Annotated in this window: 13 protein-coding genes and 3 tRNA genes; 9 read left to right on the forward strand and 7 right to left on the reverse strand. The window is 51.9% G+C overall.

Annotated elements, in window-relative coordinates; all coding sequences use genetic code 11:
* The first annotated feature begins 20 nt into the window (after positions 1-20).
* The gene (gene purR, locus CRO19_RS00425; protein ID WP_097094095.1) at positions 21-1,046 is read left to right on the forward strand and encodes an HTH-type transcriptional repressor PurR; all 1,026 of its coding nucleotides are present in this window, start codon (positions 21-23) and stop codon (positions 1,044-1,046) included.
* On the opposite strand, the gene punR is transcribed toward purR, so the two are convergent.
* On the reverse strand, positions 1,043-1,954 hold the full coding sequence (punR, locus tag CRO19_RS00430; protein ID WP_097094096.1) for a DNA-binding transcriptional activator PunR: 912 nt from the start codon (positions 1,952-1,954) through the stop codon (positions 1,043-1,045). The two genes, purR and punR, sit on opposite strands and share 4 nt — an antisense overlap.
* Positions 1,955-2,064: 110 nt before the next feature.
* Between punR and punC the strand changes: the two genes are divergently transcribed.
* The gene (gene punC, locus CRO19_RS00435) at positions 2,065-3,267 is read left to right on the forward strand and encodes a purine nucleoside transporter PunC (RefSeq protein ID WP_097094097.1); all 1,203 of its coding nucleotides are present in this window, start codon (positions 2,065-2,067) and stop codon (positions 3,265-3,267) included.
* A gap of 301 nt (positions 3,268-3,568) precedes the next feature.
* On the forward strand, positions 3,569-4,717 hold the full coding sequence (gene cfa / locus CRO19_RS00440) for a cyclopropane fatty acyl phospholipid synthase (RefSeq protein WP_097094098.1): 1,149 nt from the start codon (positions 3,569-3,571) through the stop codon (positions 4,715-4,717).
* A 48-nt stretch (positions 4,718-4,765) separates the two neighbouring features.
* Here cfa and CRO19_RS00445 read toward each other — a convergent pair whose 3' ends face one another.
* Positions 4,766-5,407, reverse strand: a complete 642-nt coding sequence (locus tag CRO19_RS00445; RefSeq protein ID WP_097094099.1) for a riboflavin synthase subunit alpha — start codon at positions 5,405-5,407, stop codon at positions 4,766-4,768.
* A 198-nt stretch (positions 5,408-5,605) separates the two neighbouring features.
* Here CRO19_RS00445 and CRO19_RS00450 point away from each other — a divergent pair, with 198 nt between their 5' ends.
* The 6 genes from CRO19_RS00450 to CRO19_RS00475 all read left to right on the forward strand — a co-directional run bounded on the left by CRO19_RS00450 (position 5,606) and on the right by CRO19_RS00475 (position 9,681).
* Positions 5,606-6,979, forward strand: a complete 1,374-nt coding sequence (locus CRO19_RS00450; RefSeq protein ID WP_097094100.1) for an MATE family efflux transporter — start codon at positions 5,606-5,608, stop codon at positions 6,977-6,979.
* A 153-nt stretch (positions 6,980-7,132) separates the two neighbouring features.
* Positions 7,133-7,209 (forward strand) — tRNA-Val (locus CRO19_RS00455).
* Between the two features lie 3 nt (positions 7,210-7,212).
* Positions 7,213-7,289, forward strand: a tRNA-Val gene (locus CRO19_RS00460).
* A 19-nt stretch (positions 7,290-7,308) separates the two neighbouring features.
* Positions 7,309-7,385, forward strand: a tRNA-Val gene (locus CRO19_RS00465).
* Positions 7,386-7,726: 341 nt separating this feature from the next.
* Positions 7,727-9,139: a pyruvate kinase PykF gene (gene pykF, locus CRO19_RS00470; RefSeq protein ID WP_097094101.1), complete on the forward strand. Its 1,413-nt coding sequence runs from the start codon at positions 7,727-7,729 to the stop codon at positions 9,137-9,139.
* 305 nt (positions 9,140-9,444) lie between these two features.
* Complete coding sequence (locus CRO19_RS00475; RefSeq protein ID WP_007892735.1) at positions 9,445-9,681, forward strand: major outer membrane lipoprotein; 237 nt, start codon at positions 9,445-9,447, stop codon at positions 9,679-9,681.
* 75 nt (positions 9,682-9,756) lie between these two features.
* Here CRO19_RS00475 and CRO19_RS00480 read toward each other — a convergent pair whose 3' ends face one another.
* The 5 genes from CRO19_RS00480 to sufC form a co-directional block, all read right to left on the reverse strand.
* Positions 9,757-10,773, reverse strand: coding sequence for a L,D-transpeptidase family protein (locus CRO19_RS00480; protein WP_097094102.1), 1,017 nt, complete (start codon positions 10,771-10,773; stop codon positions 9,757-9,759).
* Positions 10,774-10,834: 61 nt separating this feature from the next.
* Positions 10,835-11,251 carry a cysteine desulfuration protein SufE gene (gene sufE / locus CRO19_RS00485; protein ID WP_097094103.1) on the reverse strand — a complete coding sequence of 139 codons (417 nt, stop codon included), beginning with the start codon at positions 11,249-11,251 and terminating at the stop codon, positions 10,835-10,837.
* A gap of 20 nt (positions 11,252-11,271) precedes the next feature.
* Positions 11,272-12,495 (reverse strand): cysteine desulfurase SufS, encoded by a 1,224-nt coding sequence (sufS, locus tag CRO19_RS00490; RefSeq protein ID WP_097094104.1) that lies wholly within the window; start codon positions 12,493-12,495, stop codon positions 11,272-11,274.
* Positions 12,492-13,769: a Fe-S cluster assembly protein SufD gene (gene sufD / locus CRO19_RS00495; RefSeq protein ID WP_097094105.1), complete on the reverse strand. Its 1,278-nt coding sequence runs from the start codon at positions 13,767-13,769 to the stop codon at positions 12,492-12,494. The genes sufS and sufD overlap by 4 nt, the downstream gene beginning before the upstream one ends.
* A complete protein-coding gene (gene sufC, locus CRO19_RS00500; RefSeq protein WP_008102973.1) occupies positions 13,744-14,490 on the reverse strand; it encodes a Fe-S cluster assembly ATPase SufC in 747 nt (248 codons plus the stop codon). Before sufC ends, sufD begins: the two co-directional genes overlap by 26 nt.
* Positions 14,491-14,507: the final 17 nt, after the last annotated feature.

Here is a 14,507-nt window from a genome sequence, read left to right on the forward strand (position 1 = left end):
AGCCCAGGAGTACCATTTTCATGGCAACAATTAAAGATGTGGCAAAACGCGCGGGTGTTTCGACCACCACGGTTTCGCATGTCATCAACAAAACGCGTTTCGTAGCAGAAGAGACGCGTAACGCCGTATGGGAAGCGATCAAAGCATTGCACTACTCGCCAAGCGCCGTGGCGCGTAGCCTGAAAGTCAATCACACCAAAACGTTGGGCCTGCTGGCGACCTCCAGTGAAGCGCCCTATTTTGCCGAAATTATTGAAGCGGTAGAAAATCACTGCTTCGATCGCGGCTATACGTTGATTCTGGGTAACGCGCATAACGACTTACAAAAGCAGCGCGCTTATCTCTCCATGATGGCGCAGAAGCGTGTCGATGGATTGCTCGTGATGTGTTCAGAATATCCCGATGATTTGCTGCAAATGCTTGAAGAAAATCGCAATATCCCGATGGTTGTTATGGATTGGGGCGCTTCGCGCGGCGATTTTACCGATACCGTGCAGGATAATGCATTCCAGGGTGGCTATCTCGCTGGGCGATATCTGATTGAACGTGGTCACCGCGACATTGGGGCAATTCCTGGGCAATTGGAGCGCAATACCGGCGGCGGACGTCATGCCGGTTTCCTTCAGGCGATGAATGAAGCGGGGATCACTGTGCGCCCGGAATGGATCGTTCAGGGCGACTTTGAACCGGAATCGGGTTATCAGGCGATGCAGCAAATCCTTAATCAGAAACAGCGCCCCACCGCCGTGTTCTGCGGTGGTGACATTATGGCGATGGGCGCAATTTGCGCAGCAGATGAAATGGGTTTGCGCGTGCCGCAGGATATCTCAGTGATTGGCTATGATAACGTGCGCAACGCGCGTTATTTCACGCCCGCCCTGACCACCGTGCATCAGCCTAAAGCCGAATTAGGTGAAAAAGCTTTGGAGATGCTGCTCGATCGCATCACCAGCAAGCGCGAAGAGCCACAAACCATTGAGGTTCAACCCACGCTGATTGAGCGCCGCTCCGTGGCAGACGGGCCATTCCGCGACTATCGTCGCTAGTGTGTCACTTCGCTGAGCCATTCGTGGTTCAGCGTTTCGGCATCCCCGAGATAGGCTAATAGCCAATCCAGCGCCGGCGACGCGCGCTGTTCTGACCAGCTAACGCAGCAGGGGCTGTCTGGAAAGGCCTGCGGCAATTGCAGCTCCACCAACGCATGGTTATCCAGCAGCGGTCGGGCTAAATGGCCCGGCACCATCCCAACGCACAATCCTGCCTGCAAGCAGTCGAGCCCGGTTTCCCATTCTGGCACCACCAGGCGCCGCTGATTATCGAGCGTCCATGTCATGCGGCGCGGCAACGCTCGCGAGGTATCTTCCAGCACCAGCGAAGGCCATGCCCGCAGAGTTTCATCATCCAGTTCAACGCTACTGACTAAAGGATGATGAGGACTCACGACACAGCGCCAGTTAAGCGCCCCCATATCCTGAAAAGCAAAACGTCCCCCAACCGGAATTGCCTGAGTGGCGCCAATCGCGACATCAACGCGTCCATCAGCTAACGCGTCCCAGACGCCATTAAACACTTCATAACTGATGATCAACTCCATGTCCGGGAAATGGCGATAGAAGTCCTTCACTAATTGCCGCGTACGCTGCGGTTTTACAATACAGTCAATGGCGATGCTCAACTCACCGCGCCAGCCATTGGCCAGCTGCTGACACTGCCTGCGGGTGGCGAGCATTTTTTTGATAACAGATCGTCCTTCACGCACAAAATGCTCACCTGCCGGTGTCATTACCACTTCCCGATGCTGGCGCTCAAAAAGCGGTACCGCCAGCCAGGTTTCCAGTTGGCGTACGGTATAGCTGATGGCAGAAGGCACACGGTGCAACTCCTGCGCCGCAGCGCTGAAGCTGCCGGTTCGCGCTACGGCATCTACCACTTCAAGCGCGTATTCTGACCACATGAATTCACCTTCAAAAAATTTAACAGCACTGTGCAAATATTAGCGTTTCACAAAGCGTGTTGCATCCTTTTACACTCCCCCGCGTTCAACCTGCCCATAAGAGAAATAACATGTTGTCGTCTAAAGCATTTATGCCCTACCTTGCCGTGCTCAGCATGCTCGGCTTTCTTGCCACGGATATGTATTTACCCGCCTTTGGCGATATGCAACGTGATTTTGCCACTGCACCGGGCACCATCAGTGCCAGCCTGAGTCTGTTCCTTGCCGGCTTTGCTTGTGCGCAGGTCTTTTGGGGACCGCTGTCAGATCGCTACGGTCGTAAACCTATTCTACTGGCGGGCTTAGCTATCTTTGCACTTGGCTGTCTTGGTATGCTTTGGGTGACCGATGTACGCCTGATGCTGGCGTTACGTTTTGTGCAGGCGATTGGGGTATGTGCTGCAGCGGTGAGCTGGCAGGCATTAGTCGTTGATCGCTATCCAAAAGCACAGGCTCATAAAGTTTTTGCCACGATTATGCCGCTGGTCGCCTTGTCACCGGCGCTCGCTCCGCTGCTGGGAGCCTGGCTAATCAGTCACTTCCACTGGCGCAGCATCTTTATCACCCTCACGCTTGTCGCAGTGGTATTGCTGGTTGGCACGCTGCGGTTAACCTCGCCGAAACGCGAAAACGTCGCTAAGAGCACCCAGCCCGGCTGGCTAACTTTACTTAGCACGCGAGTGTATAGTGGTAACGTCTTGATTTATTCAGCCTGCTCCGCAAGTTTCTTTGCCTGGCTGACCGGTTCGCCCTTTATTCTCGCCGCCGCCGGCTTAACGCCTGCCGATATTGGGCTGAGCTATATTCCTCAAACCATCGCCTTTTTAATGGGCGGATTTGGCTGCCGCGCGCTGCTCAACCGCTATCAAGGCGCTCAATTGTTGCCATGGTTGCTGGTGCTTTACAGTTTGAGCATCCTTAGCCTGTTTGTGGTGGCATTAATGCCAGCAACGCCACTGTTTGCATTGCTGATGCCTTTCTGCGGCATGGCGCTCGCTAATGGCGCAATCTATCCCATTGTGGTGGCTAGCGCGCTCTCCCCTTTCCCGCATGCGACCGGGAAAGCAGCAGGTTTGCAAAACCTTTTCCAGCTAGGTCTGTGTTTTGTTGCCAGCCTGCTGGTCTCTGCTGGATTAGCGCATGCGCTCTACAACACCACACTTGTCATGGTAGCAACCGTCGCACTCGCTTGGGTTGGCTTTGTCTGCCAACGCGGTGTAAGCGCACAAAGTGATATTGCCCACACTTCCCGTCCCTGCGAAGATAATCATTAAGGCAACGATTATCGTTAGCAAACTAACGATAAGCCGTTGAATATTGACCCACGTGAGCATATAATCACTGGGTCAGTATTTCTGCTATAAATCAATAATATAAATGTAATACCTTTACGACTCTGTCGTGGGATGGCGTCTGCACGATGCTGCTGTGTTGCGTCAAACTGTTCTATTCAAAAGCATACCTCTGTAAAACGTCGGATTTCTGGCGCACGGAATTTCCGTGAGTTCTCTCACAGCTCTTGAGAAATTGACTATTCTATTTCTCAGGTTCAGATCGGAAGGTGATGGAGAAGCTATGAGTTCATCTGTTATAGAAGAAGTGAGCCTTGAAGAAAACCACTGGTATCGTATCGTCAATGAACTGCTAGAGCGCGCTGATATTGCAGTGAATGGCACTCGTCCCTGGGATATTCAGGTAAAGCATCCAGATTTTTTTAAACGCGTCCTGGAAGAAGGTTCACTGGGCTTAGGTGAAAGTTACATGGATGGTTGGTGGGAGTGCGAACAGCTCGATATGTTCTTCCATCGCGTATTGAAACACCATCTGGATAAACAATTACCGCGTCATTTCAAAGACACGCTGCGAATTGCAGCGGCACGTCTTACTAATTTACAGTCGAAAAAGCGTGCCTGGATTGTCGGTAAAGAACATTACGATTTGGGTAATGATCTTTTCTCACTGATGCTCGATCCCTATATGCAATATTCCTGTGGCTACTGGAAAGATGCGGACACGCTGGAAAATGCTCAGCAGGCAAAACTGGATATGATATGCCGTAAGCTGCAACTCGAGCCCGGCATGACACTTCTCGATATTGGCTGCGGCTGGGGCGGATTAGCGGAATATGCCGCACGTAATTATGGCGTGAAGGTGCATGGCGTTACCATTTCTGCCGAGCAGCAGAAATTGGCACAGCAACGCTGTGAAGGATTAGACGTTACGATTTTGCTGCAGGATTATCGCGATCTTAATCAGCAATATGATCGTATTGTTTCCGTCGGCATGTTTGAACACGTCGGGCCGAAAAACTATGCCACTTATTTTGAAGTTGCCGATCGCAACCTAAAACCAGACGGCATATTTTTACTGCACACCATTGGTGCCCTCAGCACGGATATGAACGTTGATCCGTGGATTGACAAATATATCTTCCCGAACGGTTGTCTACCGTCTGTTCGACAAATCGCCGAAGCCAGTGAGCCTCATTTCGTTATGGAAGATTGGCATAACTTTGGCGCAGATTATGATACGACGCTAATGGCCTGGCATGAACGATTTCAAATTGCCTGGCCACAGCTGGCCGAGAAATATGGTGAACGGTTTAAACGCATGTTCGATTATTATCTCAATGCTTGCGCGGGTGCATTCCGCGCGCGTGATATTCAGCTTTGGCAGGTCGTATTCAGTCGCGGTAAAGAGGGTGGTTTGCGCGTAGCGCGTTAATTATCTGATGAAAAAATCAAGGCGCCAAATGGCGCCTTTTTTATTGCGTTATTCTGTGCTATCCGCGTGAATTAAGGCCGCTTCTCGCTGAGCCAGTACGCGTTCAACGGTATCCACAATCGCCTGGGTATGGGGATCGATCTCAATGTTGACCTTTTGACCCAATCTCTTGGCGCCCAGGGTGGTACGCTCTAATGTTTCTGGGATGAGGTGGACACAAAACTTGCTTTTAGTGACATCGCCTACCGTCAGACTTATTCCGTCTATTCCCACAAAACCTTTATGCAGAATATATTTTATCTGGCTGGCGTCCTGCAATTTAAACCAGATTTCGCGATTATTTTCTGACTGGATTATTTTGCAGATCTCCGCCGTGGTCATAATATGACCGGACATTAAATGGCCGCCAATTTCATCACTGAACTTCGCCGCACGTTCAATATTCACCACATCACCGGCGCTTAATTCGCCAAGGTTGGTGATGCGCAGTGTTTCTTTGATCAAATCAAAGCTAACAAGATCGCCCTTAATCTCTGTCACGGTCAGGCAGCAGCCGTTATGCGCCACTGATGCGCCCAGCGCCAGACCCGGCAAGAGATCTGCGGGTAAACGTACAGTATGAGTGCGAAACAGCTCTTTTTCTTCAATGGCAACAATCTCAGCCGTGCCTTGCACAATTCCAGTAAACATAATCTCAGCCTCTGCAAAGTTTGCGTCAGTTTATCACAGCTTGTCAGCCACAGCTTAATTTGGCGGAGTTCAAACTTTACACAAATAACGAAACAAAATGCGAACAACGTTTGGCGGAAGCCATCGCGACCGCTACACTATGCCGCGCATTCTTTGGGGATTTCTCCCCGCTCTCTTCTTAAATTAAGCAGGTGTTACGTGCAGAAGTATTTTACAGAAGCGCGTCAATTGCTGGCCCTTGCGATCCCGGTCATCCTTGCTCAGGTGGCTCAGACTGCAATGGGATTTGTAGATACTGTTATGGCCGGTGCGGTAAGCGCCACGGATATGGCCGCCGTTGCTGTCGGCACCTCTATCTGGCTTCCCGCCATTCTGTTTGGCCATGGTCTACTGCTGGCTTTGACGCCCACCGTTGCGCAACTCAACGGTTCAGGACGACGTGAACGCATCGCGGAACAAGTGCGTCAGGGATATTGGATGGCGATCGGCGTCGCACTATTAATTATGGTGGTGCTGTGGAACGCCGGCTACTTCATTAACACCATGCATGATATTGATCCTGCGTTGGCCGCGAAAGCCGAAGGGTATCTGCATGCATTGCTGTGGGGAGCGCCCGGTTATCTCCTCTTCCAGGTAATGCGTAACCAGTGTGAAGGCTTGTCGAAAACCAAGCCTGCGATGCTGCTCGGCTTCCTCGGATTAATGGTGAACATTCCTCTCAACTATGTATTCATCTATGGTCACTTTGGCATGCCGGCATTGGGCGGGGTTGGCTGCGGTGTTGCAACGGCTTCGGTCTATTGGGTAATGTTCCTGGTGATGCGCTTTTGGGTGAAACGCATGGCGAGTATGCGCGATATCCGTATGAACGCACGCTGGTCTGCGCCTTCAAGAGCTATCCTGTCTCGCCTGTTCACGCTGGGCTTGCCGGTGGCTTTAGCGCTGTTCTTTGAAGTGACCTTGTTTGCCGTCGTCGCTCTGCTGGTGTCACCGCTCGGTATTGTCAAAGTCGCGGGTCATCAAATTGCGCTTAACTTCAGCTCGCTGATGTTTGTCTTGCCGCTGTCGCTGGGTGTGGCAACGACCATTCGTGTTGGCTATCGGTTGGGGCAAGGATCGACCGAACAGGCGCGGGTCGCCGCATGGACTGGACAGGGTGTAGGCATCAGTATGGCGGTGCTCACGGCAACGTTTACCGTGATCTTCCGACATGATATCGCTGCGCTGTATACCGCGAATCCGGAAGTGATTACCCTTGCCGCGCAGCTGATGCTGCTGGCGGCTCTCTATCAGTTCTCCGACTCGATTCAGGTGATTGGCAGCGGCATACTGCGTGGTTACAAAGACACCCGTTCCATCTTCTTCATCACCTTTATTGCTTACTGGGTGCTGGGTTTGCCCGTGGGTTATGTGCTGGCGATGACAGATTGGGTATTACCGAAGCTCGGTCCTGCCGGATTCTGGTGCGGCTTTATTGTCGGACTCACCTCGGCAGCCGTAATGATGATTTGGCGTATACGTCGTTTACAGCGCTTGCCCGCGCAGGTCATTCTGGCACGTGCTGCGCGCTAAGTTCCTGAACGTGCATTATTTGGTTCCCAGCGGCGAAAAAAACGACGCATAGCACAGTTGCTGGTCAGTCACCGGGGAAAATCGCTTTTTCCCCTTGCCAGCATCACGGCCTGCCGTTAATATTCGTCCCCGCTGTCGCCCTGACAGCGTGTTGCGCTCTTAGCTCAGTTGGTTAGAGCACCACCTTGACATGGTGGGGGTCGATGGTTCGAGTCCATTAGAGCGCACCAAGTGCGTCCGTAGCTCAGTTGGTTAGAGCACCACCTTGACATGGTGGGGGTCGGTGGTTCGAGTCCACTCGGACGCACCAATTACTGAATTTTCTGAATGCGCTCTTAGCTCAGTTGGTTAGAGCACCACCTTGACATGGTGGGGGTCGATGGTTCGAGTCCATTAGAGCGCACCACTCTGGTTTTTCTCATTGCGCAACACCCTTTTCTTGATCTGCATCGTTTTTCTGGCACCGCTTTTATATTGGTTTTCGTATACTTAGCGACTATACTATGCCGCGTTGTTCCACCTGAAAGGTTTCAGCGCTAACGTGCCTATGCAAACAACTCACATAATTTGCGCAACACTGCTCAGCCAGTTCTCTCGCGTACTGCATAACTTCTCTGCACGCTTTGCTTTCGTCTCCTATTCTTATTTCTGTGAAATCCGTTCCAACACCATACACATTCTCACTTCGGTGCCGTATGCATCGAATTCCGACCTTTATCATCCATCACAACTTACAGAAAACCTGACATGAAAAAGACCAAAATCGTTTGTACTATCGGCCCAAAAACCGAATCTGAAGAGATGCTGACCCAATTGCTGGAAGCAGGCATGAACGTTATGCGCCTGAACTTCTCTCATGGGGATTACGCCGAGCATGGTCAACGCATTACTAATATGCGTGCCGTTATGGAAAAAACCGGTCGTCAGGCCGCCATTCTGCTGGACACCAAAGGCCCAGAAATTCGCACCATGAAGCTGGAAGGTGGCAATGATGTGTCGTTGAAAGCGGGCCAAACCTTCACCTTCACCACCGATCAATCGGTAATTGGTAACAGCGAACGTGTTGCCGTTACCTACGCCGGTTTCACCGAAGATTTGAAAATTGGTAACACCGTGCTGGTCGATGATGGCTTGATCGGTATGCAGGTAACGGAAGTCACTGAAAATACCGTGGTATGTAATGTACTGAACAACGGTGATTTGGGTGAGAACAAAGGCGTTAACCTGCCGGGTGTTTCCATTCAGCTGCCTGCGCTGGCCGAAAAAGATAAACGCGACCTGATCTTCGGCTGCGAGCAGAACGTTGATTTTGTTGCAGCATCCTTTATCCGTAAACGCTCTGACGTGCTGGAAATCCGTGAGCACCTGAAAGCTCACGGCGGCGAGCACATTCAGATCATCTCGAAAATCGAGAACCAGGAAGGCCTGAACAACTTCGACGAAATCCTGGAAGCCTCTGACGGCATCATGGTGGCACGTGGCGACCTGGGCGTTGAAATCCCGGTTGAAGAAGTGATCTTCGCGCAGAAGATGATGATCAAAAAATGTAATAAAGCACGCAAAGTGGTTATCACCGCAACGCAAATGCTGGATTCCATGATCAAAAACCCACGCCCTACCCGCGCGGAAGCAGGCGATGTGGCTAACGCCATCCTTGATGGTACCGATGCGGTAATGCTGTCTGGCGAGAGCGCAAAAGGCCGTTATCCGCTGGAGTCGGTTACCATCATGGCAACCATCTGTGAGCGTACCGATCGCGTGATGAAATCCCGCATCGATTCACTGCAGGACTCACGTAAACTGCGCATCACCGAAGCGGTGTGCCGTGGCGCGGTGGAAACTGCCGAGAAACTGGAAGCACCACTGATTGTTGTAGCCACCGAAGGTGGTAAATCAGCGAAAGCTATCCGTAAATATTTCCCGGATGCCACCATTCTGGCGCTGACCACCAATGAAACCACTGCTCGCCAGCTGATTCTGAGCAAAGGCATCGAAACGCATCTGGTTAAAGAAATTGCCTCAACTGATGATTTCTACCGCATTGGAAAAGAAATGGCGCTGGAAAGCGGATATGCGCAAAAAGGCGATGTTGTGGTAATGGTATCAGGTGCATTAGTACCAAGCGGAACGACAAACACCGCTTCTGTGCACGTACTCTGATTAGCTACTGAATATTTATTTAAAAAGCGCCTTTTACAGGCGCTTTTTTTATTCCTCGGGTAATACAAATAGTAGAAATTTCCAATCGAAATTAACTATTCAAAATCTCGTATGATTAAGGTTAGTCCGATTAAATCTCTCTGTTTTAGCTAATTATTTTCATCATCTTCTGTTAAATGCTGTTTCTTTGAGCGAACGATCAAATTTAAGCATGTTCTCATCAAAAATTTATTCTCAACTCAAAAAGCTTTGTGTAATACTTGTAACGCTACATGGAGATTAACTCAATCTAGAGGGTATAAAGAATGAATCGTACTAAACTGGTACTGGGCGCGGTAATCCTGGCTTCAACTATGCTGGCTGGTTGCTCAAGCAACGCTAAAATCGATCAGCTGTCTTCAGACGTTCAGACTCTGAACGCTAAAGTTGATCAGCTGAGCAACGACGTGAACGCAATCCGTTCTGACGTTCAGGCTGCTAAAGATGACGCAGCTCGCGCTAACCAGCGTCTGGACAACCAGGCTCACTCTTACCGTAAGTAAGAGTTCTGGTTTGAAAAATGGTGCCCATGTGGCACCATTTTTTTTGTCTTGATTCTGTGATGCGCTGGCCCGAATTTAAGGTGGCGTCACCGCTTCACCTTTCGCCTCGACAATCTTTGTCTGCTCCGAACCGCTTCCCTGCTGTATCTCTGCCTCATCCGTTACCGGCTCTCCGCTGCTCACTAACACCGGCATACCAGAACGGCGCGTTATCGCCTCCTTGATCAGGGCCGTATCGCTCCCGGCGCTCTTAATGAAAGATTTCAGCGCGGTGGATTGTGCAATCGGCATCGTTTGTGGATCATCCTTTTCATTGCGCGACAAGGGCTGATGCACCTCAACGTAACGCTTACCGTCAGGTTCGATCGCATACTTGATTGGCTGGTTGATGACCTGCACGCGCGTTCCTTTTGGCACGCTATTAAACAGTGCTTCGATATCATCAGGACGCAGACGAATGCAGCCCGAACTCACTCGCATACCAATCCCGAAATCCGCATTGGTACCGTGAATCAGGTACTGCCCGGTACCGCGCGCCAGACGCATGGCAAACAGGCCCATGGGATTATCCGGTCCTGCTGGCACCACGCCAGGTAAGGTGATGCCCTCTTTGGCATAGCGTTTACGGATATTGGTGGTCGGTGTCCAGGTTGGATTTGGGATTTTCTGGCTAATGCTGGTGACCATCGTCGGCGTCATAGCGCCCAACTGACCGATACCAATCGGGTAGACCACGACACGATCTTCGCCTTTGGGATAGTAGTAAAGCCGCAGCTCAGCAAGGTTAATGACGATTCCTTCACGTGGCGCATCGGGAAGCAGCATCTGTAGCGGTACGGTCAATTGGGTGCCCGCTTTCGGCAGCCAGGGATCGACGCCAGGATTGGCCTCTAGCATGCCAAGTAAGCCTATCTTGTAATGCGCTGCAATGCGCTCTAGCGGCCTTTTGTCATCAGGTACGATGGTCAGGGTATTCTCGCCAATTAAACGGCTGTTATCGGCAGGCAGGGGATATTCCGTTGCAAATGCAGGTGCAGAGAGTCCGCAACAGGACAACAGCAATGCACCGGCTAAACGTAAGGCAGGTTTCATGCAATTTTCTCTTTGTCGGATAGAACAGACCCCGGTCAAGCCGGGGTCTGGAGAGTGTAACTTAGCTGAGGCTCTGAGCGTTATGTCGGATCGCGCGAATCATCGCTTCAAGCCCCTGCGAACGCGAGGGGGTGAGATGTGAGGTTAGCGCTAATTCGCCGAACCAGTGACGCACATCGAGATCGAGAATCTCCGGCGCCTTAAGCCCTTGATACAGGCTAAATACCACTGCAATCAAGCCTTTAACAATGGCAGCATCACTATCACCTTCGAAAGCGATGGTACCATCCGCCTGTGGTGTCATGCGTATCCACACCTGGCTCTGACAACCTGAAATTACGTATTGAGGCTGCTGTAAGCTTTCGGAGGATTCTGGTAATTTCCCACCGAGTTCAATGATGTAGAGGTACTTCTCTTCCCAGTTTGCGCAACGGTTAAAGTTACGCACCAGTCTCTCTTTATCTGGCAAATTCGCCATGAATCACTCCTGAAATCTGCTCAACCACCCAGCAGACGATGAATACGGGTTAAACCTGCGGCCAGACGATCGGCTTCCTCTTCGGTATTGTACAACGCGAAGGAGGCACGACACATTGCCGGCACCGCATAATGACGCATCAGCGGCATCGCGCAGTGATGGCCAGTGCGGATCGCAATACCGTATTGATCAAGGAAGCTGCCAACGTCAAACGCATGATGCTTGCCGAGGTTAAAGGCAATCACACCGCTGCGGCTTTCCGGACCATAAATAATCAGATCCGGTACCGACGCCAGCTTATCCAACGCATAGCGCATGAGCATTGATTCGCGCTGATGAATCACATCAAGGCCCAGCTCGGTGATCCAGGTTAACGCTGCACCAAGACCGATGATACCGCCGGTATTGGGCGTACCCGCTTCAAAACGCCACGGCGCAGTATTCCAGGTGGTGCCCGTTGGCAACACAACCTCAGAAATCATCGAACCGCCGCCTTCCCATGGTGGCATGATCTCTTGCAACGCTATACGCGCGTACAACACACCAATGCCAGTCGGACCATAAATTTTATGGCCTGAGAACGCGTAGAAATCGCAGTCAATATCCTGCACATCCACCGTGTGATGCATCACCGCCTGCGCGCCGTCCACCAGGGTGACTACGCCGGCCGCTTTCGCCTGCGCGACGAGGGCTTTCACCGGGTTAACCGTGCCGAGCACGTTAGAAACGTGAGTCACCGCCAACAAACGGGTACGGCTGTCGATCAAGCCGCTCAGCTGCTCCAGCGCCAGTTCACCCTGCGCATTAAGCGGCAGTACGCGAATCTCTGCGCCGGTGCGCTGTGCCACCATCTGCCACGGCACGATGTTCGCATGATGCTCCATCTCGGTGACGATGATGTTATCGCCCGGCTGCAGCTGACTGCCACCCCAGCTGTTCGCCACCAGATTGATGGCTTCAGTGGTGCCTTTGACAAAGATGATCTCTTCGGGCGTAGCAGCATTGAGGAAACGCGCCGCCTGATGACGTACGTTCTCCATGTCGGTGGTCGCCTGCGCGCTCAGCGAATGGATACCGCGGTGCACGGCTGCATAGCCGTGCTGATAGAAATAACTTTCCGCATTGATGACCGCGAGCGGGCGCTGTGCGCTGGCCGCGCTATCAAGGTAGGCCAGCGGATGTCCGTTGACCTCACGTTTCAGAATCGGAAATTCCGCTCTGATGCGTTCGAGATCGAAACTCATGACTCAACTCCCGGGATACGCGCGGCAATGCGCTGCAGCACCACCTGACGCAGTACCGGATTCTCCAGCGTTTCGGTGAGTTCAGCGGCAAAAGCATGAATGATCATACGCTGGGCGGCAGTCTCATCGATGCCGCGCGAGCGCAGATAGAACATCTGCTCTTCATCAATACGACCAATGGTCGCACCGTGGCTGCACTTCACGTCGTCAGCGTAGATTTCCAGCTGCGGCTTGGTGTCCACTTCCGCCAAACGGCCCAGCAACAGATTATTGTTGGTCATTTGGCCGTCGGTTTTCAGCGCGTGAGGTGCCACTTTGATCATACCGTTAAACACCGCACGCCCTTTGTCGCGCGCGATAACTTTGTGCATCTGACGGCTAATGCAGTGGCCTTTATTGTGCTCGAGGTAGCTGCGGGTATCGCACACTTCCTGATTCACCGGCAATGACAAGCTATTAATCGCCAGATTGGTATTTTCGCCATTCAGCTGCGCACTGGTGTTGTGGCGCGATAAGCCGGCCCCTAGCAGGAAGCTGGTGGTTGACACATTCGCATCACGGCCCATCACCACGTCGTTGTGCGCGAAGTGGTAAGCCTTCTCGCTCTCAAATGACAGTTTGATATGCTGCAGTTTAGCGTTATCGGCCACGTCGAAGGTAAAACGTGCGCCGGTAAAATGCGCCACATCATTCAGAGTGACGTAGTGTTCAATCACTTCCGCTTCTGCACTGGCTTCCAGCTGCAGATGGTGACGATGATGCACGGTAGTAGTGCCTGCATCCTGACCGCTGGTAATGTGCAGCAGATAAAGCGGTTTGGCCGCTGATTTGCCACGCGCCAGACGAATCGTCGTGGCCTCTTCTGCCAGGCTTTCGGTCAGATGCAGGAACACTTCCGGCTGAATAGGTGCCGGTAACGGACGACGATCGGAGGCTTGCGCATGTTGAATCTCAAACAGGCCAGTATCGCGACTGCTTAACTCGGCATGGAAACGGCCATCAACAAACACCAGACGCACCGCATCAATTGGCAATGCCAGCGCATCAACCTGTTCCGCGCTCACGTCCTGCGGCTGAGGCAGCACAAACTGCTGCGCCAGCAGACCATCAAGCGGCGTGTACTTCCAGTTCTCATGCTTACGCGTCGGCAGGCCGACGCGCATCAGTTGCTGCCAGTGCTGCTGTGCCTGCAGTGAACGGACTTCACCGCGCGATTCAAACAGATGATGCCACTGCTGCAGAGCGTTATCACTCTTGGTCGGTAAGCCAGCCATAGCCTTGCTCCTCCAACTGTTTAACCAGTGAGAAATCGCCAGACTTAACGATTTTACCCTGATACAGCACGTGTACATGATCTGGCTTGATGTAATCCAGGATGCGCTGGTAGTGCGTAACGATGATGAAAGAGCGCTTACCATCGCGCAGGCTGTTCACGCCTTCTGCCACGATTTTTAGCGCATCGATATCCAGACCGGAGTCGGTTTCATCAAGGATGCACAGCTCAGGTTCCAGAGCCGCCATCTGCAGGATGTCATTACGCTTCTTCTCACCACCGGAGAAGCCGACGTTTACTGAACGGGTCAGCAGATCTTCCGGCATTTTCAGCAGCTGGATTTTATCTTCGATAAAATCCTGGAAATCGAAACGATCCAGTGGCTCCTGCTCACGGTATTTACGTACCGCGTTGACTGAAGTCTGCAGGAAGAACTGGTTGCTGACGCCCGGGATTTCTACCGGATATTGGAACGCCATGAAGATGCCTTCACCGGCACGCTCTTCTGGCTCCAGCTCCAGCAGATCTTTGCCTTTAAAGGTAACCGAACCGCCAGTGACTTCGTAATCTTCACGACCAGCCAGCGTTGCAGACAGGGTACTTTTACCTGAACCGTTTGGTCCCATAATCGCGTGGACTTCGCCCGGTTTTACTTCAAGGTTCAGACCGCGCAAAATCTCTTTGTCTTCAACGCTAACCTGCAAATCTTTAATGCTTAACATACTCTTTCCTTCACATT

The organism is Candidatus Pantoea floridensis, from assembly GCF_900215435.1.
In the GTDB taxonomy this organism is placed as follows: Bacteria; Pseudomonadota; Gammaproteobacteria; order Enterobacterales; family Enterobacteriaceae; genus Pantoea; species Pantoea floridensis.